Annotated in this window: 25 protein-coding genes and 1 pseudogene; 10 read left to right on the top strand and 16 right to left on the bottom strand. The window is 69.0% G+C overall.

What is annotated here, in order from left to right; genetic code table 11:
• Positions 1 to 5 precede the first annotated feature (5 nt).
• Both C5O79_RS03845 and scpB read left to right on the top strand, forming a co-directional pair.
• A complete protein-coding gene (locus C5O79_RS03845) occupies positions 6 to 1,229 on the top strand; it encodes a CaiB/BaiF CoA-transferase family protein (RefSeq protein WP_122473652.1) in 1,224 nt (407 codons plus the stop codon).
• The gene (gene scpB / locus C5O79_RS03840) at positions 1,226 to 2,035 is read left to right on the top strand and encodes a methylmalonyl-CoA decarboxylase (RefSeq protein WP_047850588.1); all 810 of its coding nucleotides are present in this window, start codon (positions 1,226 to 1,228) and stop codon (positions 2,033 to 2,035) included. The genes C5O79_RS03845 and scpB overlap by 4 nt, the downstream gene beginning before the upstream one ends.
• A 118-nt stretch (positions 2,036 to 2,153) precedes the next feature.
• Here the strand turns inward: scpB and C5O79_RS03835 are convergent, their stop codons facing one another.
• The 3 genes from C5O79_RS03835 to C5O79_RS03825 form a co-directional block, all read right to left on the bottom strand.
• Positions 2,154 to 2,693, bottom strand: a complete 540-nt coding sequence (locus C5O79_RS03835; protein ID WP_047850587.1) for a chromate transporter — start codon at positions 2,691 to 2,693, stop codon at positions 2,154 to 2,156.
• Positions 2,690 to 3,211 carry a chromate transporter gene (locus C5O79_RS03830; RefSeq protein WP_240687898.1) on the bottom strand — a complete coding sequence of 174 codons (522 nt, stop codon included), beginning with the start codon at positions 3,209 to 3,211 and terminating at the stop codon, positions 2,690 to 2,692. The genes C5O79_RS03835 and C5O79_RS03830 overlap by 4 nt, the downstream gene beginning before the upstream one ends.
• Before the next feature lie 231 nt (positions 3,212 to 3,442).
• Positions 3,443 to 4,198, bottom strand: coding sequence for a DeoR/GlpR family DNA-binding transcription regulator (locus C5O79_RS03825; RefSeq protein ID WP_021157071.1), 756 nt, complete (start codon positions 4,196 to 4,198; stop codon positions 3,443 to 3,445).
• 81 nt (positions 4,199 to 4,279) lie between these two features.
• Here C5O79_RS03825 and C5O79_RS03820 point away from each other — a divergent pair, with 81 nt between their 5' ends.
• The 5 genes from C5O79_RS03820 to C5O79_RS03800 all read left to right on the top strand — a co-directional run bounded on the left by C5O79_RS03820 (position 4,280) and on the right by C5O79_RS03800 (position 7,277).
• Positions 4,280 to 4,879: an NUDIX domain-containing protein gene (locus C5O79_RS03820; RefSeq protein WP_046545111.1), complete on the top strand. Its 600-nt coding sequence runs from the start codon at positions 4,280 to 4,282 to the stop codon at positions 4,877 to 4,879.
• Entirely contained in the window at positions 4,876 to 5,256 is a 381-nt protein-coding gene (locus C5O79_RS03815; protein WP_046545112.1) for an NUDIX hydrolase, read from the top strand. The genes C5O79_RS03820 and C5O79_RS03815 overlap by 4 nt, the downstream gene beginning before the upstream one ends.
• Before the next feature lie 184 nt (positions 5,257 to 5,440).
• Positions 5,441 to 6,313 carry a Sir2 family NAD-dependent protein deacetylase gene (locus tag C5O79_RS03810; RefSeq protein WP_047850585.1) on the top strand — a complete coding sequence of 291 codons (873 nt, stop codon included), beginning with the start codon at positions 5,441 to 5,443 and terminating at the stop codon, positions 6,311 to 6,313.
• Positions 6,314 to 6,516: 203 nt separating this feature from the next.
• On the top strand, positions 6,517 to 6,903 hold the full coding sequence (gene crcB, locus C5O79_RS03805; RefSeq protein ID WP_046545114.1) for a fluoride efflux transporter CrcB: 387 nt from the start codon (positions 6,517 to 6,519) through the stop codon (positions 6,901 to 6,903).
• 23 nt (positions 6,904 to 6,926) lie between these two features.
• Positions 6,927 to 7,277 (top strand): DUF190 domain-containing protein, encoded by a 351-nt coding sequence (locus tag C5O79_RS03800; protein WP_046546300.1) that lies wholly within the window; start codon positions 6,927 to 6,929, stop codon positions 7,275 to 7,277.
• Between the two features lie 15 nt (positions 7,278 to 7,292).
• On the opposite strand, the gene C5O79_RS03795 is transcribed toward C5O79_RS03800, so the two are convergent.
• Together C5O79_RS03795 and C5O79_RS03790 are read right to left on the bottom strand one after the other, a co-directional pair.
• Positions 7,293 to 7,856 (bottom strand): YggT family protein, encoded by a 564-nt coding sequence (locus tag C5O79_RS03795; protein ID WP_039371016.1) that lies wholly within the window; start codon positions 7,854 to 7,856, stop codon positions 7,293 to 7,295.
• Positions 7,857 to 7,927: 71 nt separating this feature from the next.
• Complete coding sequence (locus C5O79_RS03790) at positions 7,928 to 8,857, bottom strand: DUF2520 domain-containing protein (RefSeq protein WP_122473654.1); 930 nt, start codon at positions 8,855 to 8,857, stop codon at positions 7,928 to 7,930.
• A 516-nt stretch (positions 8,858 to 9,373) separates the two neighbouring features.
• On the opposite strand from C5O79_RS03790, the gene C5O79_RS03785 reads away from it, so the two are divergent.
• Entirely contained in the window at positions 9,374 to 9,676 is a 303-nt protein-coding gene (locus C5O79_RS03785; RefSeq protein WP_021157078.1) for a hypothetical protein, read from the top strand.
• 123 nt (positions 9,677 to 9,799) lie between these two features.
• On the opposite strand, the gene C5O79_RS03780 is transcribed toward C5O79_RS03785, so the two are convergent.
• On the bottom strand, positions 9,800 to 10,468 hold the full coding sequence (locus C5O79_RS03780; RefSeq protein ID WP_122473655.1) for a LysE family transporter: 669 nt from the start codon (positions 10,466 to 10,468) through the stop codon (positions 9,800 to 9,802).
• A gap of 58 nt (positions 10,469 to 10,526) precedes the next feature.
• A complete protein-coding gene (locus C5O79_RS03775; RefSeq protein WP_046545117.1) occupies positions 10,527 to 12,083 on the bottom strand; it encodes a UbiD family decarboxylase in 1,557 nt (518 codons plus the stop codon).
• 596 nt (positions 12,084 to 12,679) lie between these two features.
• Between C5O79_RS03775 and C5O79_RS03765 the strand changes: the two genes are divergently transcribed.
• A complete protein-coding gene (locus C5O79_RS03765) occupies positions 12,680 to 13,792 on the top strand; it encodes a lytic transglycosylase domain-containing protein (RefSeq protein WP_047850581.1) in 1,113 nt (370 codons plus the stop codon).
• Between the two features lie 100 nt (positions 13,793 to 13,892).
• On the opposite strand, the gene C5O79_RS03760 is transcribed toward C5O79_RS03765, so the two are convergent.
• From C5O79_RS03760 to C5O79_RS03720, 9 genes and pseudogenes are all read right to left on the bottom strand, one after another.
• Complete coding sequence (locus C5O79_RS03760) at positions 13,893 to 15,089, bottom strand: pyridoxal phosphate-dependent aminotransferase (protein WP_122473656.1); 1,197 nt, start codon at positions 15,087 to 15,089, stop codon at positions 13,893 to 13,895.
• Between the two features lie 72 nt (positions 15,090 to 15,161).
• Entirely contained in the window at positions 15,162 to 15,599 is a 438-nt protein-coding gene (gene nusB / locus C5O79_RS03755) for a transcription antitermination factor NusB (protein WP_021157083.1), read from the bottom strand.
• Positions 15,596 to 16,111, bottom strand: coding sequence for a 6,7-dimethyl-8-ribityllumazine synthase (ribH, locus tag C5O79_RS03750; protein WP_039371042.1), 516 nt, complete (start codon positions 16,109 to 16,111; stop codon positions 15,596 to 15,598). The genes nusB and ribH overlap by 4 nt, the downstream gene beginning before the upstream one ends.
• A 53-nt stretch (positions 16,112 to 16,164) precedes the next feature.
• A complete protein-coding gene (gene ribBA, locus C5O79_RS03745; RefSeq protein ID WP_046545119.1) occupies positions 16,165 to 17,307 on the bottom strand; it encodes a bifunctional 3,4-dihydroxy-2-butanone-4-phosphate synthase/GTP cyclohydrolase II in 1,143 nt (380 codons plus the stop codon).
• Between the two features lie 193 nt (positions 17,308 to 17,500).
• Positions 17,501 to 18,019, bottom strand: coding sequence for a DUF1993 domain-containing protein (locus tag C5O79_RS03740; RefSeq protein ID WP_122473657.1), 519 nt, complete (start codon positions 18,017 to 18,019; stop codon positions 17,501 to 17,503).
• A 215-nt stretch (positions 18,020 to 18,234) separates the two neighbouring features.
• Positions 18,235 to 18,312, bottom strand: a pseudogene (locus tag C5O79_RS38475) (riboflavin synthase); the annotation flags it as partial.
• 3 nt (positions 18,313 to 18,315) lie between these two features.
• Positions 18,316 to 19,437, bottom strand: coding sequence for a bifunctional diaminohydroxyphosphoribosylaminopyrimidine deaminase/5-amino-6-(5-phosphoribosylamino)uracil reductase RibD (gene ribD / locus C5O79_RS03730; RefSeq protein ID WP_046545120.1), 1,122 nt, complete (start codon positions 19,435 to 19,437; stop codon positions 18,316 to 18,318).
• Between the two features lie 15 nt (positions 19,438 to 19,452).
• Positions 19,453 to 20,736 (bottom strand): glutamate-1-semialdehyde 2,1-aminomutase, encoded by a 1,284-nt coding sequence (gene hemL / locus C5O79_RS03725; RefSeq protein WP_122473658.1) that lies wholly within the window; start codon positions 20,734 to 20,736, stop codon positions 19,453 to 19,455.
• Positions 20,737 to 20,910: 174 nt separating this feature from the next.
• Positions 20,911 to 21,375: a hypothetical protein gene (locus C5O79_RS03720; RefSeq protein ID WP_046545122.1), complete on the bottom strand. Its 465-nt coding sequence runs from the start codon at positions 21,373 to 21,375 to the stop codon at positions 20,911 to 20,913.
• Between the two features lie 250 nt (positions 21,376 to 21,625).
• Here C5O79_RS03720 and C5O79_RS03715 point away from each other — a divergent pair, with 250 nt between their 5' ends.
• The gene (locus tag C5O79_RS03715; protein WP_047850578.1) at positions 21,626 to 22,843 is read left to right on the top strand and encodes a Bcr/CflA family multidrug efflux MFS transporter; all 1,218 of its coding nucleotides are present in this window, start codon (positions 21,626 to 21,628) and stop codon (positions 22,841 to 22,843) included.
• The last annotated feature ends 85 nt before the right edge of the window (positions 22,844 to 22,928 follow it).

Genomic DNA, 22,928 nt, shown 5'->3' with positions numbered 1-22,928 from the left:
CCGGAATGCAGGCATTACAAGGAATCAGGGTCGTCGATCTGAGCCGCGCGCTGTCGGGGCCGTTCTGCTCGATGGTGCTCGCCGATCTCGGCGCCGACGTGATCAAGGTCGAGTCGGGGCCGCACGGCGACATGAGCCGCGCATGGGGGCCGTTCGATCGCGGCGTGAGCACGTACTACCTGTCCTGCAACCGCAACAAGCGCGGCATCTGCGTGGACTTCCGGCAGCCGGCCGGCCTCGACGTCGTGCGCCGGCTGATCGCGCAGGCCGACGTCGTGATCGAGAATTTCAAGGCGGGCACGATGGACGCGATGGGGCTCGGCTATGCCGCGCTGAGTGCGCGCGATTCGCGGCTCGTGATGGGCAGCGTCACCGCGTTCGGCCCGCGCGGCCCATTGCGCGACTGGCCGGGCTTCGACCAGATCGCGCAGGGCTATGCGGGATTGATGAGCCTCACCGGTTTTCCCGACGGCGAGCCCACCCGCACGGGCACCGCGATCGGCGATCTCAGCTCGGGGATGTGGGTCGCGACCGGCGTGATGGCCGCGCTTTACGAGCGTGAGCGCACCGGGCGCGGCCAGCATGTCGGCACGTCGCTGCTCGAGAGCCTCGTTTCGCTGTTGAGCGTGCACGGGCAACGCTACCTGAGCCTTGGCGACGTGCCGTGCCGCACCGGCAACGCGCACGCGGTGATCGCGCCGTATGGCGTGTTCGAGACGGCCGACGGGCCGCTCAACCTCGCGCCGATCACGACCGACATGTGGCTGCGGTTGTGCCAGTTGCTGGACCTGCCCCAGTTGCCGAGCGATCCGCGCTTCGCGACCAACGATGCGCGCGTCGCACACCGCGACGAACTGAAAGCGTTGCTCGAAAGCCGGCTGCGCACGCGCGGCAAGCGCGAATGGACGCAGCGTTTCGTCGACGCCGGGCTGCCGGCCGGGCCGATCAACACGCTCGACGAAGTGTTCGACGATCCGCAGCTCGCGCATTGCGGGCTGGTCGAGCCGGTCGCGCATCCGACGCTCGGCACGCTGCGCCAGGTCGTCACGCCGCTCGGCGGGATGGGCGACGAGATGCCGGCGCCGCGCACGCGCCATGCGCCGCCGCTGCTCGGCGAGCATACGGTCGACGTGCTGCGCGAAGCCGGCTACGGCGACGACGCGATCGACGCGCTGCTGGCCGAGCGCGCGATCTTCCAGGCGGAAGCGGTGGCGGAGGCGGTGCAATGAGCGACACGATGAAGCACGTAGGCGCGTCGAACGTGACGGTCGACATGGTCGGCGAACGGATCGCGCGCGTGCGGTTCGCGAATCCGGCGCGACGCCATGCGCTCGACGCACCGTTGCTCGATGCGCTCGTCGCGCGCCTCGATGCGCTGGCCGAACACCGTCCGCCGCCCGTCGTGATCCTGTCGAACGACGGCAGCGGCGACGTATGGAGCGCGGGGCACGACCTGCGCGAACTGGCCGACGATCGCGATCCGCTCGCATACGGCAAGCCGCTCGAACGGGCGCTGCGGCGCGTGCGGACCTATCCGGGCGCGGTGATCGCGGCTGTGTCGGGTTCGGCGTGGGGCGGGGCGGTCGATCTCGTGATGAGCTGCGACCTGGTGGTCGCGGCGCGCAACGCGCGTTTCGCGATGACACCCGCGAACATCGGCCTGCCGTATTCGACGAGCGGCCTGCTGCGCTTCTACGACAACCTGCCGATTCACGTGCTGAAGGAGATGTTCTTCTGCGCGCAGCCGCTCGATGCCGAGCGCGCCGCGCATCACGGGCTCGTGAACCGGCTGGCCGACGCGGGCGGCGTCGACGATGCGGCGCTCGACGTCGCGCGCACGATCGCCGCGAAGGCGCCGCTCGCGGTGTACGCGGTGAAGGAGCAATTGCGCGTGCTGCAGGACGCGCGACCGTTGCCGGCCGATGCGTTCGAACGGATTGCCGAGTTGCGCCGGCAGGCTTGCGAGGGAGGCGATTTCGACGAAGGGCTGCGCGCGTTCGCGGAGCGGCGCGCGCCGGTGTTTCGCGGCGTCTAGCCGATGTGTCGTGTGGGCGGGGTGCGCAAGCGGTGATGGTATGCGGACGCGCTGGTATTGCCGCGCGGGTATCGGCGGCGTCGTTCGCGACCGCCATCGCTTGCCGCGTCGCCGCGCATCACATGCCGAGCGCGTGCACGCCGACGAGCAACAGCGCGCCGATCGCGATCAGCAGCAGCGCGTGAATGCGCGTGTACATCACGCACAGCGTCGACGCGACCGCGATTGCGCGCGCGGCCCAGCCGCCGTCGAGCGCCTGCAGCAGCACCCACACCGACGCGAGGATCATGCCGGCCGCGACGGGGCGCAGGCCGGCCTCGAGCGCGATCTGCCAGCGCGCCCCCTTGTGCCGCCGCCAAAGATGCGCGACGCCGTAGATCAGGAACGCCGTCGGGCCGAACAGCGCGAGCGTCGCGATCACCGCGCCCCAGAAGCCGGCCACCTGCCAGCCGATCAGCGTCGCCAGCAGCGAGCCGGGGCCCGGCGCCATCCGCGCGATCGCGAAGTCGTTCACGAATTGCGTGGCGGTCATCCAGTGATGCACGTCGACGACCTGCCGCTGGATGTCGGCGATGATCGCCTGTCCGCCGCCGATCGTCGCGATCGACAGCGGCGCGAACACGCCGAGCAGCGCGGCGTAGCGTTGCGACGCGGTCATCGCGTGTCGCTCCCGGCCGGCGTCGCGGCCGCGCGGCGATATTCGAGCGCGACGCTCAGCGTGCCGCCGACCAGCACGGTCCATACGAGCGGCCAGTGCAGCACGGCCACCGACACGAAGGTGAGCGCCATCACCGCGAACGGCAGCGCGCGGCGCGGCAATCGGCGCACCGCCGTGATCGCCATCGAGATCGACAGCCCGATCGCCGCGGCTGCCGCGCCGGCGAGCGCGACATGCGTGAGCGGAAAGCGCGTGAGGGTGGAGAACGCGATGCCGAACAGCACGATCAGCACGGCGGGCGGCGCGATGATGCCGGTGAAGCCGGCCACGGCGCCGCGCCATCCGGCGAGCCGGTAGCCGATCCAGATCGCGAGGTTCTTCACGTTGACGCCCGGCAGCGCCTGCGACAGCGCGAGGCCGTTGAGGAACGCCTTCTCGTCGAGCCAGCGCCGCTCGTAGACGAAGTCGCGCATCATCCGTCCGCTGAGCCCGCCGCCCGGCGTCCTCGCGCTGTTCATCGCGTTCTCGCAGATCGGCCTGACCAGTTTCGGCGGCGGAGGGCGGGGGCTTCGGGCGGGCGGCACGTGGCGGTTGGGCGGTCCCCATGTTAGCAAGCGGAGCCTGTCAGCACGCTGACACGGGCTCGGGGGCGGTGTGATGGAAGACCGCTGCTGAGTCGGCGGGCGTATTCCGGGACGTCCGACACATCCCGCGCCCTGCGCACCCCGCGCGGGTGCGCCCCGCCGCCGCTACGCGCGCACGACCGTCACCCCCGCCGCCTCGATCGGCTTCGTGAGCGCGGCGTCGGTTTCCTTTTCGACCACCACGGTGTGCGCCAGTGTGAGCTCGCCGATCACGAACTGCGACGCCGCGCGCAGCTTCGACTGCGACGCGAGCACGACCGTCTCGGCCGCGCGTTCGGCGAGCGCGCGCTTGATCGCCGCTTCCTCGAAATCGCCGGTGCTGAGCCCCGCGACCGGATGCACGCCCGTGACGCCCATGAAGTACAGGTCCGCATGGATGCGCGCGATGCCTTCCATCGCCGCCGCGCCGACGGCCACGATCGAATGCTTGTAGAGCCGCCCGCCGATCAGGATTACGTCGATCGACGGATGCGCGGCGAGCGCCACCGCGACACTCGGGCTGTGCGTGACGATCGTCGCGCGCAGGTCGGCCGGCAACTGGCTGACGAGCAGCGCCGAGGTCGTGCCGCCGTCGACGATCGCCACCTGTCCGGGCGCGATCATCTCCGCGGCCCGCCGCGCGATGCGCCGCTTCTCCGCCGTTTCGAGCGTCTCGCGCTGTGCGAACGGCGCAACGGCGGGCGATGCCGGCAGCGCACCGCCATGCACGCGTTGCAGCAGGCCTTCGGCCGCAAGCTCGCGCAAGTCGCGGCGGACGGTATCTTCGGACACGCCGAATTGCGCGCTCAGTTCGACCGCCAGCACCTGGCCGTCACGCGCGAGTGCATCGAGGATCGCTTTCTTGCGTTGAGTCGTCAGCATCGTGTTTGCACGAATTTTCTTGAAGGTGCACGAATATGCACGTTACCATGGGCGCCGTCTTTTGTCGAACCGGAGGCTGGGATGGCTGCAACGCGGGACCGTGTCCGCATCGTCGATACGACGGTGCTGTCCGATGACTGGTATGTGCTGAAGAAGGTGACGTTCGATTTCCTGCGCCGCGACGGAACGTGGCAGCGCCTGAGCCGCGAGACCTACGATCGCGGCAATGGCGCGACCATCCTGCTGCGCAACGCGGGGACGGGCGACGTGCTGCTGACGCGGCAGTTCCGGATGCCGGCATTCGTCGGCGGGCACGACGGGATGCTGCTCGAGGCCGCTGCCGGCCTGCTCGACGACGCGACGCCCGAAGCCCGCATCCGCGCGGAGGCCGAGGAGGAGACCGGCTATCGCGTGCGCGGCGTGCGCAAGGTGTTCGAAGCATTCATGAGCCCGGGCTCGGTGACGGAGAAGCTGCATTTCTTCGTCGGCGAATACGATGCGTCGCTGCGCACCGGCGACGGCGGCGGCGTCGCGGAAGAGGGCGAGGATCTCGAGGTCGTCGAGATGCCGCTGCAGGCGGCGCTGGACGCAATCGAGCGCGGCGAGATCGTCGATGCGAAGACGATCATGCTGCTCCAGTACGTCGCGCTGCGGGAAACCGCCGGCGCGCGCACGGCATGACGCCGCTGCTCGTGCTGGTCGCCGGCCCCTATCGCAGCGGCACGGACGGCGACCCCGCGCGCATCGCCGCGAACCTGCACCGCCTGGAGGAGGCGGCGCTTGCCGTGTATCGCCGCGGACACGTGCCGATGATCGGTGAATGGGTGTCGCTGCCGCTCGCCGTTGCGGCCGGGTCGCGACAGGTCGGCGACGCGATCAGCGAGACGTTCCTGTATCCGGCCGCGCACCGGTTGCTGCGCCGCTGCGATGCCGTGCTGCGCATCGACGGTGCGTCGCGCGGGGCGGACATGGACGTCGGTCTTGCGCGGCAGCTCGGCAAGCCGGTGTACTTCGCGGTCGACGACATTCCGGTCGCGCAGGACGATTCGGATCGCTGAACAGGCGGGGAGGCGGCCGGCTGTGGCGCCTCCGCCCGCCGCCGGCATCGGCCGGCTGCCTGCATCCGTCGCGGCCGGGAGAGCATCGGGGCACGCCGTTGAATCGCGCATGCCGCGCTGCGCGCGAACCGGCGTATGATCGCGACGCCACTCGAGCACCGACCGACGCCACCTCCGTCCCATCATGCCGCTTTCCGATTCCGCTGCCGCGACCGCTGCTGCTGCCGCCGCGCAACTGCCTGCCGATCTCGTCGCTTCTGCCGTCGCCGCGCTCGCGCGTGCCGACGCCTTGCTCGTGACGGCCGGCGCCGGCATCGGCGTCGACTCCGGGCTGCCTGATTTTCGCGGCACGGACGGCTTCTGGCGCGCCTATCCGGCGCTGCGCCACGAGCGTTTCGAATTTCACGAGATCGCCTCGCCGCACGCGTTCCGGGCACGCGCGCCGCTCGCGTGGGGCTTCTACGGGCACCGACTCGCGCTTTACCGCGCGACGGAGCCGCATGCGGGCTTCGCGATCCTCCGCCGCTGGATCGACGCGATGCCGAACGGCGGCTTCGTGCTGACGAGCAACGTCGACGGCCAGTTCCAGAAAGCCGGCTTCGATCCGGCGCGGATCGTCGAGATTCACGGTTCGATCCACGCGATGCAGTGCCTGCGCCCCTGTTCGGACGACACGTGGGAAGCGGCGGCGTTCGTGCCGGACGTCGACGAAGCCACCTGCCGCCTCGTCGGCGACATGCCGCGCTGTCCGCACTGCGGTGGCCTCGCGCGGCCGAACATCCTGATGTTCGGCGACACCGGCTGGCTCGGGGCGCGCTACGACGCGCAGGAACGGGCGCTGGAAGACTGGCTCGCGCGGGCCGGGCGCGTCGCCGTGGTCGAGATCGGCGCGGGCACCGCGATCCCGACCGTGCGCCTGCTGAGCGAACGGCTCGGCGCCGACGTGATCCGCATCAATGCACGCGAGGCGCATGCGCGCCGTGCGGACGTGATCGGCCTGAAGGGCGGCGCGCTGGCAACGCTGCGCGCGCTCGACGCAGCCTGGCAACGCGCGTGAGCCCGAGGGCGGGCTCACGACCCGAAGGCCCCCGAACGGACCGGCATCCCGCAGGCGGCCGCCGTTGCAGGTGCGCGGCGAATCCGCATACAGTTCAGCGTGTGCCGCCCGCGCACGCGCCAACGGCGTCCGGGAGCGGACCTCGCCCCGGGCAACCGGGGGCCGGCGGCTGACTCGAGCCGCATCTTCGACCGGGAGCGCCCTTGTTCTATTCGATCGTCGCGATCTTCGTCGGCGCCGGGCTCGGCGCGCTGCTGCGCTGGTTCCTGAGTCTCGCGCTCAATGCGTTCTTTCCCGCCGTGCCGCTCGGCACGCTCGCCGCGAACCTGATCGGCGGTTACGTGATCGGCATCGCCGCCGTCGTGTTCACGACCCGCGTCGGGCTGCCGCCCGAGTGGCGGCTGTTCGTGATCACGGGCTTTCTCGGCGGCCTCACGACGTTCTCGACCTATTCGGTTGAAGTGATGACGCATGCGGTGCAGGGCGAATTCGGATGGGCGTTTGCGGTGGCTGCCCTACACTTGACTGGATCGTTCGCGCTGACGGCGCTCGGCATGTGGACCGCGCGCGCGTGGCTCGCGGCGGCCTGAGCGTGCCGCCATCGGAGGGTGCGATGGACAAGATCTTCCTGCGCTTCTATGTGCACGAGAAGCACCGGCTGCACTGGAAGCCGCTGTGGGAATGGCTGCTGGAGGAGGCGAACCGGATGGGTGTCGCGGGCGGTTCCGCGTTTCGCGCGATGGCCGGGTTCGGCCAGCATCGCGTGCTGCACGAGGACCGCTTCTTCGAACTGCAGGGGTCGCTCGCGATCGAGATCGAATTCATCGTCACCGAGGACGAGGCGCAGCGCTTGCTCGACCGGCTGTCGCACGAGAAGGTGCGCGTGTGCTACGCGATGATGCCGGCGCGCTTCGGCGTGATCGACACGCTTGGCGCACCGCCGGCGCAGGGGCCGGCGGCGTAGGGTGCGGCGTGAGCGTCAGATGCCGAACATCGTCAGCGACACGGCGGCGCGCGTGACGATCATCAGCAGCACCTGCACGATCACGAACAGCAGGATCGGCGACAGGTCGATGCCGCCGAGGTTCGGGATGATGCGGCGCAGCGGGTTCAGGAACGGCGCGGTGAGCTGGTAGAGGATCGGCATCGCCGGCGAGCGCGGGTTGAGCCACGACAGCAGCGCCATCAGGATCGTCATCCAGATCACGAGATTGAGCGCCCACTTCACGACGGTGAGTAGCGCGACCACGACGAGCGTCGCGATCACCGAGGCCGGATCGAAGCCGGCCATCACGACCATCAGCACGACGTAGACGAGGGCGGTGAGCAGTGCGGCGACGACGCTGGCCCAGTCGATGCCGCGCACGCCCGCGATCACGCGGCGCAGCGGCAGCACGAGCCAGTTGGTTGCCTGCAGCACGGCCTGCGTGACGGGGTTGTACGGTGGCACGCGGACGGCCTGCATCCAGACGCGCAGGATCAGCGCGGCGCCGAACAGCGTGAAGACGGTATTGAGCAGAAAACGGGCGATCTCGCCGAACATCGTTGGCATCCTTTTTAGTCAGTAGCGTGCGGCCGCCAACGCCGGATGGCGGCGCATCGGCCGACACATTATCACGCCTCGTCGCGCGGCGGGGAGGGGGGCGCGGCGGTGCGCGCGAGCGACGTTTCGACGGCGTCGGCGAGCGCCGGCAGCGACGCCGGCGGCGTGGCGCGCTGCGCCGCGAGCGCGATCGCGCGGCGGGTCAGCAGCGCGTAGAGCGTCGCGTGATCGCCGCCGCGCGTTTCAAGCAATGCCAACTGGCGTTCGACGATGCCCGTGTCGCCGCGCGACACCGGGCCGGACAGCGCGTTCGCGAGCCCCTTGTCGCGCGCGGTCTCGATCGTGCCGGCCAGCATCGGCAGCAGTGCGCGCAGCGCGGCGTCCTCGTCGAAACCCAGGCCGCGCCACAGCTCGACGGCTTCCGCCAGCCCGCACAGCGCGAAGCTCGCCGCGTAATGCGCGGCCGCGTGATAAAGCATCCGGCCGCCGGCCGGAATCGACAGCGGATGGCAGCCGAGTGCGGCAGCAAGTCGCAGCAGCGTCGCATGCAACGCGCCGTCGGCTTCGATCGTGACCGAGCAGCCGTCGATGCGGGCGAGGTCGGCGTCGGTGCCGCCGAACAGGTAAAGCGGATGGAAGCCGCCGGTGGCCGCGCCTTGCTGCTTGGCCGGATCGAGCAGGGCGACCGCCGACGCGCCGCTGCAGTGAACGACGGCCTGCCGGGCGGCACGCGATGCGTCGAAGTGCAGCGCCGCGGCCGTCGACGCGAGATGGTCGTCGGGCACCGTCAGGAAGATCAGGTCGGCGGCGTCGGCAACCTGCTGCGGGGTGTCGACAGCCTGGCAGCCGTCGATGCGCGCGGCGAGCGCCGCGGCTGACGCGGGCGTGCGGCTCGCGATCGCGACGACCGGAAAGCCGGCGTGCGCGAAGCGCTGCGCGACGCAGCGCGCGAGACGGCCGGCGCCGATGAAGCCGAGGCGGGGTGTGTCGGGAACGGACATGGCGGCGGGTGTAAGCGAAAACGAAGCAACCGCCAGTATCGCAGGAATGACCGCGTGGCCGCGAAACGGCAGTTTCTGCGCGGGCACGTGGCTGGCTTGACGGTCTGCGGCGCTATATCGGCAAGTGTTTCACCGCCCGGCACACGGTCGATTCCAGATCACGGAATCCGACCCCGAAACATATCGCCCCCGTATCCGGCTTGAAATGTCGGCATCTTGTCTCAAATTTGTAATCGTTCATTACGACTGCGTGCCCGCTGCGCGCGCCGTATCCGGTAAGACTGACCGGCCATGATGTTGCGACCTGACTCCTCGGACGGAATCACGCGACCGGCAAGGGGCGCCGCAGGCGCGGCGAGCCACGCCGCACGGCGGCTTCGCACGCGTGCAATTGCAATTTGCAACAAATGCACGACACGCGAGGAGCGGGTTTTCGCTACATTGCTTCCATGCGACGTGCATGCCCGCCGTTGCCGACAGGGGCGCACAAAATACCGCTCCAGCAGGAGAATCGAAGTGAAAAAGCTCATTCCGTTCATCGCCGCCGCCGCGCTGGGCCTGGGTGCCGCAAGCGCTGCGCAGGCTCACGTGTCGATCGGGGTCGGCATCGGTATCCCGGTCGCGCCCGCGTATCCCGTCTATGCACCGCCGCCGCCCGTGTACTACGCGCCGCCGCCTCCTCCCGTCTATTACGCACCGGCGCCGGCCTACTACGCACCGCCGCCCGCGGTGGTCGTCGGCGGCTATGGTGGTTACTACGGCCGCCCGTACTGGCGTCACGGTTACGGCGGCTGGGGCCATCACGGCTGGCGTCGCTGATTCGTGCCGCGCGGCCTGGCCGCGCGTGGCAAAACGGCGCAACGTCCCGCGAGGGGCGCTGCGCCGTTTTTTCTTTGGAGCCCCCGCCGACCCCGGTGGGTAACCCGTGCAGGCCGGCTTCGATTACACCGCGTGCACGATCAGGTCGCGGTACCCGCCGACGATCACGCTGTACGAGAAATACGCGAACAGCAGCGCCGACGCGATGTGACACGCGCGCATCAGCCCGGCGCCCGCGCGCTTGCGGCCGTGGCTTGCGAGCGTGCACATGAAGAGTGTCCACGCGAGGCCGCCGAGGAAAAAGCCCGACAGGAACACCGACGCGGTGGCCGGCGTGGTCGCGCCGGCTTTCGCGATCAGCGCGCCGCCGACCGCCGCGAACCACAGGATCGCGCTCGGCGACGACATCGCGAGCAGCATCCCGCGCAGGAAACTGCGCCGCGCACTGGCGCGCGGCTGCGGCGTGTCCTCGGCATCGTCGCCGGCCGTCCTGGCCGGCGTGAGCGCTTCACGCGCCATCTTCCACGTGAGGAACAGCAGTACGGCGCCACCGCCGATCCACACGATCCAGCGCACCGGCTCGAACTGCAGCAGCACGGCCATCCCGCCAAGCGCGAGCGCCGCATAGACGAGATCGCCGACGCACGAGCCGATACCGAGCCAGAAGCCCGGCCGGAAGCCGTGCGACAGCGTCAGCGACAGCATCGCGACATTGACGAGGCCGATGTCGAGACACAGCGACAGCGACAGAAAGAAGCCGTCGGACAGCATGGAGGCGGGCGGAAAGGTCATCTTCGGGGTTCGTGTCGCGATGGCAGTCCACGGGCCGGCAGGCGCCGGCCTCATGGCGTCAGAGGCCGATCTCCTGCCAGAGCCGGTCGACGCGCGCCTTCACGGCCGCATCCATCTCGATCGGGCGGCCCCATTCTCGGCTGGTCTCGCCGGGCCACTTGTTGGTCGCGTCGAGCCCCATCTTCGAACCGAGGCCGGCCACCGGCGACGCGAAATCGAGATAGTCGATCGGCGTGCTGTCGACCATCACGGTGTCGCGCACGGGGTCGACGCGCGTCGTGATCGCCCAGATCACTTCCTTCCAGTCTCGGATGTTCACGTCCTCGTCGACGACCACGATGAACTTCGTATACATGAACTGCCGCAGGAAGCTCCACACGCCGAACATCACGCGTTTCGCGTGGCCCGCGTAGCTCTTCTTCATCTGGACGATGGCCATCCGGTAGCTGCAGCCTTCGGGCGGCAGGTAGAAGTCGGTGATCTCGGTGAACTGCTTCTGCAGCAGCGGCACGAACACCTCGTTGAGCGCGACGCCGAGCACTGCCGGCTCGTCAGGCGGCTTGCCCGTGTAGGTCGAGTGGTAGATCGCGTCGCGGCGCATCGTGATGCGCTCGACGGTGAACACCGGGAACCACTCCTGCTCGTTGTAATAGCCGGTGTGGTCGCCGTACGGGCCTTCGAGCGCGTGCTCGTACGTGGCGGACGCATTGCCGGCCGGGCGCGGCGGTGCGCCGGCCGGCGCCGGGGCGGGGACGCCTTCCTGCGGATAAATGAAGCCTTCGAGCACGATCTCCGCGCGCGCGGGCACCTGCAGCGTGTCGACGCCGGGCGTCAGGCACTTCGCGAGCTCGGTGCGGCTGCCGCGCAGCAGGCCGGCGAACTGGTACTCGGACAGCGAATCGGGCACCGGCGTCACCGCGCCGAGCGTCGTGGCTGGATCGGCGCCGAGCACGACCGCGACCGGATACGGCTTGCCGGGGTTCTGCAGCGCGAATTCGCGGAAGTCGAGCGCGCCGCCGCGATGCGCGAGCCAGCGCATGATCAGCTTGTTGCGGCCGATCAGCTGCTGACGGTAGATCCCGAGGTTCTGCCGTGACTTGTTCGGCCCGCGCGTGACCGTCAAGCCCCACGTGACGAGCGGCCCCGCGTCGCCGGGCCAGCAGGTCTGGATCGGCAGCCGGTTCAGGTCGACGTCGGCGCCTTCCCAGACGATCTCCTGGCACGGCGGCGACGACACCGATTTCGGCGCCATGTCCCACACGGCCTTCGCGAGCGACAGCAGCTTGCCGGCGTCCTTCAGGCTCTTCGGCGGATCGGGTTCCTTCAATGCGGACAGCAGGCGCCCGAGATCGCGCAGCGAATCGAGCGCGGCGTCATCGCCCGCATCGACGCCCATCCCGAGCGCGACGCGGCGCGGTGTGCCGAACAGGTTGCCGAGCACCGGGAAGTCGTAGCCGGTCGGCGCGTTGAACAGCAGCGCAGGGCCGCCGGCGCGCAGCACGCGGTCGCACAGCTCGGTCATTTCGAGCACGGGCGACACGGGCTGCGTGACGCGCCGCAGCTCGCCGAGTGCCTCGAGGCGCTGGATGAAATCGCGTAAGTCTTTGTATTTCATGAAGATGGTCCGGGCCACCCGCCAGGCGGGCAGCGATGGGTGGGCGCAGCGGCCGGCTGCGACCCCGAATCGACCGACGATTTTACCCGCGCTGCCGCATGCCCGCCCGGCGGAGAAAAAAGTCGACCGCGCGCAAACCCCCTACGGCACGGGGCTTGCGATCTGAAGAGTGTCGGTAAATTACTTTTTGTTATAATTTCAAGGTTTTATAGTGTTGACGATCTATAAAACCCTGCTAGAATCCGCTCACATTGGCTGCAGGGTAAAAGGCTTCGAGCCGCCAATCACCGATCTTTGACGCAGCGCGTCACCGTCCGCCGAATCCTGCACGGCGTATCCGACGGCCTTAGTCGTAGTCTCAGCCAGCGCCACCAGACGCTGGTTTTTTGCGTGGGTGCCACCGCGTATGCCCGCCTCGCCCAATGTGCGAAGGTGCCGGCCTTCTTACACCGTGGCCTCGAACGGTACTTATACCGTTTCCCCGATGCTTGCACGCCCCAACCAAAGCGTGCGGCGTCGTGATTCCGCGGCGCGTTACCTGTCTCGCCATCGAGCTGAGCGAGCCGCACGAGTCATGTTCATGGGAGATGATCTGAATGAACGCTTGGTTATCGTGGCGTCCTAGTGAGCAGCATGCGCAATTCGTGCGCAGCATGCTGCGTCGCGGGACGCGTGTCAGTCACCACCTATTCAGCGTTGTCGGCTGTCTGGCCGTCGCAGTTGCGCTTGCACTGTGGCTGCTGCCAACCGTCCGCGGCACGCTCGCCGCGAAGCTGATGCCGGTCGTATCCGCGGCCGTGCAAGCCGGCCCGGCCCGTCTGCTGACCGGCCATCCGCTGCCGAACTTCGCACCCGCTGGCGCGCAGCCGCAGCAGGAAGACAACAGCCCCGAAACGGACGCGCTTGCGGTCGGCCTCGACGTCGCACCGGAAGCCGCTGCCGCGCAGGGCGATGCGACCGATCCGGCCCGCAACGGCCCGTCGCCCGTCGCGCTGGCGAAGCTGATCCCGACCCAGCGCGTGGCGGCCGATGCGCGTGACGACCGTGCGCTCGCATCGAATCGCGAACAGGCGCTCGTCGCGACCTACCTGTCGCGCCGTTACCGCGTCGCACAGGAGCCGCTCGGCCAGCTCGTCAAGGCCGCGTTCCAGACCGGCCGTGACGTCGGCCTCGATCCGCTGCTGCTGCTGTCCGTGATGGCGATCGAGTCGGGCTTCAACCCGTATGCCGAAAGCGGTGTCGGTGCGAAGGGCCTGATGCAGGTCATGTCGAAGGTCCATTCCGACAAGTTCGAGTATTTCGGCGGCACCGATACCGCACTGCAGCCGCTCGCGAACCTCCAGGTCGGCGCACTCGTGCTGAAGGACTGCATCGCACGCGGCGGCTCGCTCGCGAACGGCCTGCGCCTGTACAACGGCTCGACGAACCCCGACGACAACGGCTACGGCTCCAAGGTGATGGCCGAGCGCGGTCGCCTGCGTGACGTCGCGCGTGGTCGTAGCGTACCGGTCAATGCGCCGCAGGCGCCGGCGAAGCCGATCGTCACGGCCGCCGCCGTGACGGCGGCCGCAGGCGGCGCGAAGCGCGTGCATGCGACGCTCGAAACGTCGGCGAAGTCGACGGCATCGAAGGAAGCCCCGTCGCAGGACGACGCGAGCGTCGATACCGCGAAGCAATCGCACGTCGATCGTTCGGAGCTTGGTGCGTAACTTGTGCACGGCTCCAGCCGGCAGGACATGAAAAAGGCACCCGGATCGGGTGCCTTTTTGCTTTTGGGGTGTGCGGAATGGCCGCCGCACCGGCCGCGTGTCAGTGCTGCCCGAACAGCGTCGCGAGCCGGTCGACGGCTTCCTCGAGCCGCGAGTAGGCGGTCGCATAGGACAGGCGGATATAGTCACGCGGCGCATGGACACCGAAGTCCATGCCGGGCACCAGCACGACGCCCGCGTCGTGCAGCATCGCCGTCGTGAGCGCGGCGCTGTCGCCGGCCGCAGGGTGGGCGACGCCGCCGCAGTGCGCATATACGTAGAACGCGCCGTCCGGCATCACGGGCACCGTGAAGCCGAGCCGTTCGAGCGCCGGTGCGATGAAATCGCGACGGCGCTTGAATTCGAGCCGGCGCGCTTCGTAGATATCGAGCGCGGCCGGCTCGAAGCACGCGAGCGCCGCGTGCTGCGCGAGCGCTGACGGGCAGATGAACAGGTTCTGCGCCAGCTTCTCGAACGTGCCGACCAGCGCGGGCGGCACGACCAGCCAGCCGAGCCGCCAGCCCGTCATGCTGAAATACTTGGAGAAGCTGTTCACGGTGACGACGTCGTCGCCGAACGACAGCGCCGACACGGGCGCCGCGTCGTAGCTGAGCCCCTGGTAGATCTCGTCGACGATCGTGAAGCCGCCGCGTGCGCGCACGGCTTCGACGATCCGTTTCAGCTCGTCCGGCTCGAGCGATGTGCCGGTCGGGTTCGACGGCGACGCGAGCAGCACGCCGCGCGTGCGGTCGCCCCAGCGTGTACGGACGTCATCCTCGGTGAGCTGGAAGCGCGCATCCGGCCCGCTCGGCACGAGCACCGCGCGGCCTTCGGCCGCCGCGATGAAGTGCCGGTTGCACGGATACGACGGGTCGGGCATCAGCACCTCGTCGTCGCGCCCGACGAGCGCGAGGCACGCGAGCAGCAGCGCGGCCGACGCGCCGGCCGTCACGACGATCCGTTCGGGGCTGATCGTGAGGCCGTAGGCGCGTGCGTAGTGCGCGGCGATCGCCTCGCGCAGCGGTGCGATGCCGAGCGCGCTCGTATATTGGGTGACGCCACGGCGCAGCGCGGCCGCGGCCGCTTCGACGACCGGCTCCGGCGCAGTGAAATCCGGCTCGCCGATGCCCATGTGGATAACATCGCGCCCCGAGGACTCGAGACGCTGTGCCTCCTTCATCAGTTCCATCACGTAGAAGGGCTGGATCGCGTCGACGCGTGCGGCGAGTCTGACGAGCGAATCGGTGGCGGTATTCATCGGGCGGGCAGGGCGAGGGAGTCGGGCAAAAGAAAAAACGGGCGCATGCGCGCCCGTTCCGGACCAACGGGTTCAGCCGTTGCGGCGCGCCTGCGTTTCGGCGGGGCGCAGCTTCGCGGCGAGCTTGTCGAGCACGCCGTTCACGTACTTGTAGCCGTCGGAGCCGCCGAACGTCTTCGCGAGTTCGACAGCTTCGTTGATGATCACGCGGTACGGCGTTTCGACGTGGTGCGTGAGCTCGAACGTGGCGATCAGCAGCACGGCGCGTTCGACTGGTGACAACTGGTCGATCGGGCGGTCGAGCGACGGCGTCAGCGCTTCGACGAGCGTGGCGTGCTCGCGGATCACGCCGTGCAGGATCGCGTCGAGCAGCTCCTTGTCGGCCTTGTCGTACCCGAGCGCGCCGCGCAGTTGCGCGTCGATCTCACCGGAGGACGCGTTCGACAGCAGCCACTGGTACAGCCCCTGCGTCGCCAGCTCGCGCGATTGTCGGCGGGCGCTCTTCTTCATGCACGCTCCTCTTCGTCGTCTTCTTCCTCTTCGTCCTCGTCGTCATCGCCGAGCTGGTCGAGGGCCATCGTCAGGTTGGCCATCTCGACGGCGACGCGTGCGGCGTCACGACCTTTTTCGGTCATGCGCGCGACGGCCTGTTCGTCGTTTTCGGTCGTCAGGACCGCGTTCGCGATCGGCAGGTTGAAGTCGAGGCCGATGCGGGTGATGCCCGCGCCGCTCTCGTTCGACACGAGTTCGAAATGGTAGGTCTCGCCGCGGATCACCGCGCCGAGCGCGATCAGCGCGTCGAACTGGCCGCTTTCCGCGAGCTTCTGCAGTGCGAGCGGGATTTCCAGCGCGCCGGGCACCGACACGAGCAGCACGTCTTCACCGGTGACGCCGAGGCGTTCCAGTTCCTCGACGCACGCGTCGGCGAGGCCGTTGCACACGGGTTCGTTGAAGCGCGATTGCACGATGCCGATACGCAGGCCGTCGCCTTCGAGATTCGGTTGGTATTGTCCGATTTCCATGATCTGGTCCGTGGTGTGGATGAACGGTTATAGGGCGAAAGCGCCGTGGCGGGTTACGCGTGGGACGCCGGGCAGGACGTGGCTTCGCCGCCGGGCATCGGGATGAAGCCCGTGACTTCGAGGCCGTAGCCGGACATGCTGCCCAGCTTGCGCGGATTCGACAGCACCTGCATCTTGCCGACGCCGACATCGCGCAGGATCTGCGCGCCGATGCCGAACGTCTTGAAATCGACCGGCCGGCGCTTGAGCGCAGCGGCCCTTTCTTCCTCGTCGAACGCCTTGAAGACGTCGATGAGGTGTTCCTTCGTATCGCCGCAGTTGAGCAGCACGATCACGCCGAGGTCGCGCTCCGCGATCTCGCGCATCGCGGCGTCGAGCGTCCACGAGTGCGTCGACACGCCCGTCTCGAGCAGGTCGAGCACCGACAGCGGCTCGTGCACGCGTACCGGCGTATCGACGTCCGGCGACGGCGTGCCGCGCACCAGCGCGATGTGCGGCGAGCCGCTCGGCTGGTCGCGGTACAGCACCGCGCGGAACGTGCCGTGCGCAGTCTGCATCGTGCGCTCGGCGATCCGCTCGATGATCGATTCGGTGCGGCTGCGGTACTGGATCAGGTCGGCGATCGTGCCGATCTTCAGGTTGTGTTCCTGCGCGAACTCGATCAGGTCTGGCAGGCGCGCCATCGTGCCGTCGTCCTTGATGATCTCGCAGATCACCGCCGCCGGCGTGAGGCCCGCCAGCGCGGTGAAGTCGCAACCGGCCTCGGTGTGGCCCGCGCGCACGAGCACGCCGCCCGGCTGCGCCATGATCGGGAACACGTGGCCCGGCTGCACGATGTGCTCGGGGCGCACGTCGTGCGCGACCGCCGTGGCGATCGTGTGCGCACGGTCGGCGGCTGAGATGCCGGTCGTCACGCCTTCGGCCGCTTCGATGCTGACCGTGAAGGCGGTGCCGTACTGCGTGCCGTTGCGGTAGGTCATCAGCGGCAGGTGCAACTGCTTGCAGCGTTCCTGCGTCAACGTCAGACAAACCAGGCCGCGGCCGTACTTGGCCATGAAGTTGATCGCTTCCGGCGTGACGAATTCGGCGGCGATCACGAGGTCGCCCTCGTTTTCGCGGTCTTCTTCGTCGACCAGGATCACCATCCGGCCGGCTTTCAGCTCGGCGATGATGTCGAGCGTGGAGGCGAGCGTCATAAGGGGGCGTGAAAGAGGAAAGTGCGTATTTTACGCCAGCCGGACGACGTTTCGGCTGGCGTGGACCGCGCTCGACCGGCGAGCACTCCGGAAAGCGCCGCGGCCGGCCTGCGCGGCAGGCCTGGCGTGGCCGCCGCGCATTGGCTGCATGCGCGTGCGGACGGTGGCGGCCCGGGCTTTGCCCGGCCGCGCGTCAGGCGTGCTGGTCGCGCCCGCCCAGGTAGTCGAGCTTGCCGAGCTCGACGCCGCTGTGGCGCAGGATGTCGTACGCGGTCGTCACGTGGAAGAAGAAATTGGGCAGCACGAAGTTCAGCAGGTACGACTGGCCGGTGAACTCGATCGGGCCCACGCGCATCTTCAGCACGATCTGGCGCGTTTCGCTGCCGTCGATCTGCGCGGCGTCGAAGCTTTTCAGGTAGTCGATCGTCTTCTGGATGCGGGCGTGCAGTTCGTCGAAGGTCTGCTCGACGTCCGGGTAGCTGGGGATCTCGGCATCGGCGAGGCGCGCGGCGCAGCCCTTGGCCGTGTCGGTCGCGATATAGACCTGGCGGACGAGCGGAAGCATGTCCGGGTAAAGGCGGGCGCCGATGAGCACCGACGGATCGATCTGCTTTTCGGCTGCATGCGCCTGCGCCTTGCCGAGAATGTGCTGAAGATTGGTCAGGCCACGGATCAGGACAGGCACCGAGGCCTGATACATCGAAATGGACATGGGGACGACTCCTTGAGGAAGAGGGTGACCAATACGCGGCCGCGCCGTGCGTTGCGGCGCTGGAACCGCTGTCGACGCATCTTAGCGCGGCGGCATGACCCGTGCGCGTCGTTGGCCATTCGGCCAGCTGTCGGCGCGGGCCGGCGAGCGTCGAGCGCAGGCATCGTGGCTTCGGCCGGCGACGCGCGGCACGAAATGGGGCGGGAGATCAGCTAGATCGAGAATGCGCAGCCGCCCGCGCGATTGTCGACCGTGTTGACGGCCACGCTCACGCCGTTGACCGTGATCGACCCCGTTCAGTGCGGGGTGTCGGGCGGTGCGAAGCGCGCGAGGATCCGCAGGTCGTCGCCGACCCGCTCGAATCCGTGGAACGACAGCCGCGTACGCGCGTCGAGGTTCGCCGGCGCGGCGAGATCGAACATGCCGGCCGCATCGGCGCCCAGCAGGCTCGGCGCGAGGTAGACGAGCAATTCGTCGACGCACTGCTCGCGCAGCAACGAGCCGTTCAGCTTGTGGCCGGCCTCGACGTGCAGCTCGTTGACGCCGCGCGCGCCGAGCGCCGCCAGCATCGCGGGCAGGTCGACCTTGCCGTGCGGATTCGCGATCGGCACGATTTCCGCGCCACGGGACTTCAGCACGTTCGCGCGCACTTCGCCGGCGGCGTCGAGCCGGCCGCAGAAGATCAGCAGCGGCGCGCCTTCGAGCAGCCGCGCGTCGAGCGGCAGGTCGAGGCGGCTGTCCACCAGGATGCGCTGCGGCTGGCGGGGCGTGTCGATGCCGCGCACGGTCAGCAGCGGGTTGTCTTCACGCACGGTACCGATGCCGGTGAGGATCGCGCAGGCGCGCGCACGCCATGCATGCCCGTCGAGGCGCGCGGCCTCGCCGGTGATCCACTGGCTTTCGCCGGACGGCAGCGCGGTGCGGCCGTCGAGCGACGCGGCGGTCTTCATCCGCACCCACGGGCGGCCGCGCGTCATCCGCGACACGAAGCCGACGTTCAGCTCACCCGCTTCGTGCGCGAGCAGCCCGCAGCGCACGTCGATACCCGCGTCGCGCAGCATGCCGAGGCCGCGCCCCGACACCTGCGGGTTCGGGTCTTCCATCGCGGCGACGACCTTCGCGACGCGCGCTTCAATCAGCGCGTTCGCGCACGGCGGCGTGCGGCCGAAGTGGCTGCACGGTTCGAGCGTCACGTAGACGGTCGAGCCGGCGACGTCGTAGCCGCGCGCACGCGCGTCCTTCAGCGCCTGCACTTCCGCGTGATCCTGGCCGGCCGGCTGCGTGAAGCCTTCGCCGATCACGTCGCCGTCCTTGACGATCACGCAGCCGACACGCGGGTTCGGCGCCGTCGTATACATGCCGCGCGCGGCGAGCGCGAGCGCGCGCTGCATGTGGGCGAAATCGATATCCGAGAACATGCGCGCGGCCCCGGGTCAGGCAGCGAGTGCCGCGAATGCGCGGCGCGCGGCCGCGAGCGTCGCGTCGATCACCGCGTCGTCGTGCGTGCTCGACACGAAGCCGGCCTCGTACGCGGACGGCGCGAAGTACACGCCTTCGTCGAGCATCAGGTGGAAGAAGCGGTTGAAGCGCTCGGTATCGCTCTTCGTCACTTCGGCGAAGCTGGTCGGCACGCGCTCGGCGAAGTAGAGGCCGAACATCGCGCCGATCGAGTCGGCCGCGAACGGCACGCCGGCCGCACGCGCTTCGGCCGCGAGGCCGTCGGCGAGACGCTTCGTCCGTGCGGTGAGCGCGTCGTAGAAGCCGGGCGCCTGGATCAGTTGCAGCGTCTTCAGGCCAGCCGCGACCGCGATCGGGTTGCCCGACAGCGTGCCGGCCTGGTAGACGCCGCCCAGCGGCGCGAGGTGGGCCATGATGTCGCGGCGGCCGCCGAACGCGGCAGCCGGCATCCCGCCGCCGATCACCTTGCCGAGGCAGGTGAGGTCGGCCGTGATCCCGTAGTAAGCCTGCGCGCCGCCGAGCGCGACGCGGAACCCGCACATCACTTCGTCGAAGATCAGCACGGCGCCGTGCTTCGTGCACAGCGCGCGCAGCGCGTTCAGGAATTCGGGCGTGCCGCGCACGAGGTTCATGTTGCCTGCGACCGGTTCGACGATCACGGCGGCGATCTCGTCGCCGAACGCGCCGAACGCCTCTTCGAGCGCGGCGACGTTGTTGTATTCGAGGACGGTCGTGTGCTTCGCGATGTCGGCGGGCACGCCGGCCGACGTCGGGTTGCCGAACGTCAGCAGGCCGGAGCCGGCCTTCACGAGCAGGCTGTCCGCGTGGCCGTGGTAGCAGCCCTCGAACTTGACGATGCGGCTGCGGCCCGTGAAGCCGCGCGCGAGACGCAGCGCGCTCATCGTGGCCTCGGTGCCGCTCGACACCATCCGCACCTGCTCGATCGACGGCACGAGCTTGCAGATTTCCTCGGCGATCTCGATCTCGGCTTCGGTCGGCGCGCCGAACGAGAAGCCGTCGGCGAGCACGTTCTGCACGGCCGACAGCACTTCCGGATGGACGTGGCCGACGATCATCGGGCCCCACGAGCCGATGTAGTCGATGTACTGCTTGCCGTCGGCATCCCAGAAGTACGGGCCTTGCGCGCGCGCGACGAAGCGCGGCGTGCCGCCGACCGAACGGAATGCGCGCACCGGCGAGTTGACGCCGCCGGGAATGGTCTTCTGGGCGCGTTCGAAGAGGATCTGATTGTTGGACATGGACGAAACCTGCGAGAGAAGGGCGCGGGGGCCTGTGCACGGGCCGCGGCGCCTGGGCGGAACGATCGTCCGATTGTACCGGAGACGCGCGCGGCGGGCCCGCGGCGCGGTCTGCGGCGTATCGGCGCGCGACGGATCGCGCGGGCCGGGAAGGAAGAGGGGGATTCGGCCCCGTTATCGATCCGGCAACGGCGGCGGCTTGCGCTTGCCGGTCAGCTCGGCCCAGCGCTTCTCGAGCGGGCCTTCGACCATCGGCTTGATCACCGTGCCGGAGCTCTGCGCATCCCAGGTCTGCACCGAATACGGATGGACGCGCAGCGCGTCGCGCGCGATCACGACGTCCTGGTGCGCGTCGACCAGCCGGTCGTACACGAAGTCGATGCACAGCCGGTAGCCGCGCTTCGTCGACGGATCGGGCACCTCGTACGGCGCGCGCGTCACGTAGCCGGAGCCGAACACGCCCTTGGGCTCCTTCGCGACGCGATGCAGGAACACGCGGTCGCCCGGGAGGATGCCGCGCGCGAAGCCGCAGCCCCACACGTCATGCACGGCTTCGCCGGCCTTCACGCGTGCGGCGACGTCGGGCAGTTCGGGCCATGGCCATTTCTTGGGGCTCCAGATCAACAGGAAGGCGGTCATCGGTTCGATCGTGCGCTGTATTGGTCAGACAAGAAGGGAGTGAGGCGCTGCAAGCTTAATCGAATCCACGCTCTCGATCCCGCGTGGCGGGTGCCGCGCAGTGACTTTCGGGCCTGCTGCGCACTCACGCCGCCAGCAAGCAAAAAAGTTGCGCGTACAATCATGGGCCTGGGCGCGCCGTTCGCGGCGCGGCCGGCCGTCTTCACCGCCACGCGTGCCCCGATGCGCGCGGGCTCCATTCCGGATACCCATGTCTCACGTCATCCGACGCCGGCCCGATGCCCGGCTGATCCTGTTGCTCGGCGCGCTCGCCGCCTGCGGGCCGATCGCTACCGACATGTATCTGCCGAGCCTGCCGTCGATTGCCGACGGCTTCTCAGTCAGCCCCGGCGCCGCGCAGCGCACGCTCACGAGCTTCATGGCCGGCTTCTCGGTCGGCATGCTGCTGTACGGCCCGCTGTCCGACACGTGGGGCCGACGCCCCGTGCTGCTCGGCGGCATCGCGCTGTTCACGCTCGCGAGCATCGGCTGCTTCGTGTCGACGTCGATCGACATGCTGATCCTCGTGCGCTTCCTGCAGGCGCTCGGCGCCGGCGCGGCGTCGGTGCTGTCGCGTGCGATCGCGCGTGACGCACACGAGCCGACCGACGCGGCGAAGGTGCTGTCGATGGTGGCGATCGTCACCGCGGTCGGGCCGCTGCTCGCGCCGCTGATCGGCGGTCAGATCCTGCGCTTCTCCGGTTGGCGCGGCGTGTTCGTCGTCCTGGCCGCATTCGGCGCGGTGTGCGCGGTGACCGCGTACCTGCGCGTGCCCGAAACCTGGCCGAAGGAACGACGCAAGAGCGCGGCGGTGCTCGCGTCGTTCGCGTCATACGGGCGCATCCTGTCCGATCCCGTCGCCTGGGGGCACATGCTGTGCGGCGGGATGGCGTTCGCGTCGATGTTCTCGTACATCACCGCCACGCCGTTCGTGTACATCGAGTATTTCCACGTGTCGCCGCAACACTACGGGCTGCTGTTCGGCCTGAACGTCGTCGGCATCATGATCGGCAACTTCGCGAACACGCGGCTCGTCGGTCGCCTCGGTTCGCTGCGCATCATCGCGGCCGCGTCGCTCGTGAGCTGCATCGCGTCGCTCGCGGTCGCGCTCGTCGCGCTGACCGGGTGGGGCGGGCTGTGGTCGATCGTCGTGTGCCTGTTCTTCGTCGTCGGCGTGGTCGGGATACTGTCGGCGAACTGCACGACCGACCTCATGCATCGCTATCCGCACAACGCGGGCGCGTCGGCGGCCGTGTTCGGCGCGATGCAGCTGGCGCTCGGCGCGCTCGCGAGCGTCGCGATCGGCGCACTCGCGGACGGCACGCCATTCGCGATGGGCGTGACGATCGGTGTTTCGGGCGTGCTGTGTCTCGCCGGACGCTACCTCGTGCTGCGCTGGCATGGTCGGCCCGTGAAAGCGGGCGCTTGAGCCGCGTGGCCAGCCGGGCCGCACAATGAAAAACGCCACCGTGCGCGCTGCGCCGGTGGCGTTCTCGTTTGGAACGCGGCAAGCG

This window comes from Burkholderia sp. SRS-25, assembly GCF_004343765.1.
Lineage (GTDB): Bacteria > Pseudomonadota > Gammaproteobacteria > Burkholderiales > Burkholderiaceae > Burkholderia > Burkholderia contaminans.
Note: the sequence above shows the minus strand (reverse complement) of the source record. Positions and strands in the feature narration are given on the sequence as shown.

Excerpts from the sequence above, each read along its gene's own strand:
- C5O79_RS03845 (WP_122473652.1), top strand. The coding sequence starts at position 6 with ATGCAGGCATTACAAGGAATCAGGGTCGTCGATCTGAGCCGCGCGCTG.
- scpB (WP_047850588.1), top strand. The coding sequence starts at position 1,226 with ATGAGCGACACGATGAAGCACGTAGGCGCGTCGAACGTGACGGTCGAC.
- C5O79_RS03835 (WP_047850587.1), bottom strand. The coding sequence starts at position 2,693 with ATGACCGCGTCGCAACGCTACGCCGCGCTGCTCGGCGTGTTCGCGCCG.
- C5O79_RS03830 (WP_240687898.1), bottom strand. The coding sequence starts at position 3,211 with ATGAACAGCGCGAGGACGCCGGGCGGCGGGCTCAGCGGACGGATGATG.
- C5O79_RS03825 (WP_021157071.1), bottom strand. The coding sequence starts at position 4,198 with ATGCTGACGACTCAACGCAAGAAAGCGATCCTCGATGCACTCGCGCGT.
- C5O79_RS03820 (WP_046545111.1), top strand. The coding sequence starts at position 4,280 with ATGGCTGCAACGCGGGACCGTGTCCGCATCGTCGATACGACGGTGCTG.
- C5O79_RS03815 (WP_046545112.1), top strand. The coding sequence starts at position 4,876 with ATGACGCCGCTGCTCGTGCTGGTCGCCGGCCCCTATCGCAGCGGCACG.
- C5O79_RS03810 (WP_047850585.1), top strand. The coding sequence starts at position 5,441 with ATGCCGCTTTCCGATTCCGCTGCCGCGACCGCTGCTGCTGCCGCCGCG.
- C5O79_RS03800 (WP_046546300.1), top strand. The coding sequence starts at position 6,927 with ATGGACAAGATCTTCCTGCGCTTCTATGTGCACGAGAAGCACCGGCTG.
- C5O79_RS03795 (WP_039371016.1), bottom strand. The coding sequence starts at position 7,856 with ATGTTCGGCGAGATCGCCCGTTTTCTGCTCAATACCGTCTTCACGCTG.
- C5O79_RS03790 (WP_122473654.1), bottom strand. The coding sequence starts at position 8,857 with ATGTCCGTTCCCGACACACCCCGCCTCGGCTTCATCGGCGCCGGCCGT.
- C5O79_RS03780 (WP_122473655.1), bottom strand. The coding sequence starts at position 10,468 with ATGACCTTTCCGCCCGCCTCCATGCTGTCCGACGGCTTCTTTCTGTCG.
- C5O79_RS03775 (WP_046545117.1), bottom strand. The coding sequence starts at position 12,083 with ATGAAATACAAAGACTTACGCGATTTCATCCAGCGCCTCGAGGCACTC.
- C5O79_RS03765 (WP_047850581.1), top strand. The coding sequence starts at position 12,680 with ATGAACGCTTGGTTATCGTGGCGTCCTAGTGAGCAGCATGCGCAATTC.
- C5O79_RS03760 (WP_122473656.1), bottom strand. The coding sequence starts at position 15,089 with ATGAATACCGCCACCGATTCGCTCGTCAGACTCGCCGCACGCGTCGAC.
- nusB (WP_021157083.1), bottom strand. The coding sequence starts at position 15,599 with ATGAAGAAGAGCGCCCGCCGACAATCGCGCGAGCTGGCGACGCAGGGG.
- ribH (WP_039371042.1), bottom strand. The coding sequence starts at position 16,111 with ATGGAAATCGGACAATACCAACCGAATCTCGAAGGCGACGGCCTGCGT.
- ribBA (WP_046545119.1), bottom strand. The coding sequence starts at position 17,307 with ATGACGCTCGCCTCCACGCTCGACATCATCGCCGAGCTGAAAGCCGGC.
- C5O79_RS03740 (WP_122473657.1), bottom strand. The coding sequence starts at position 18,019 with ATGTCCATTTCGATGTATCAGGCCTCGGTGCCTGTCCTGATCCGTGGC.
- ribD (WP_046545120.1), bottom strand. The coding sequence starts at position 19,437 with ATGTTCTCGGATATCGATTTCGCCCACATGCAGCGCGCGCTCGCGCTC.
- hemL (WP_122473658.1), bottom strand. The coding sequence starts at position 20,736 with ATGTCCAACAATCAGATCCTCTTCGAACGCGCCCAGAAGACCATTCCC.
- C5O79_RS03720 (WP_046545122.1), bottom strand. The coding sequence starts at position 21,375 with ATGACCGCCTTCCTGTTGATCTGGAGCCCCAAGAAATGGCCATGGCCC.
- C5O79_RS03715 (WP_047850578.1), top strand. The coding sequence starts at position 21,626 with ATGTCTCACGTCATCCGACGCCGGCCCGATGCCCGGCTGATCCTGTTG.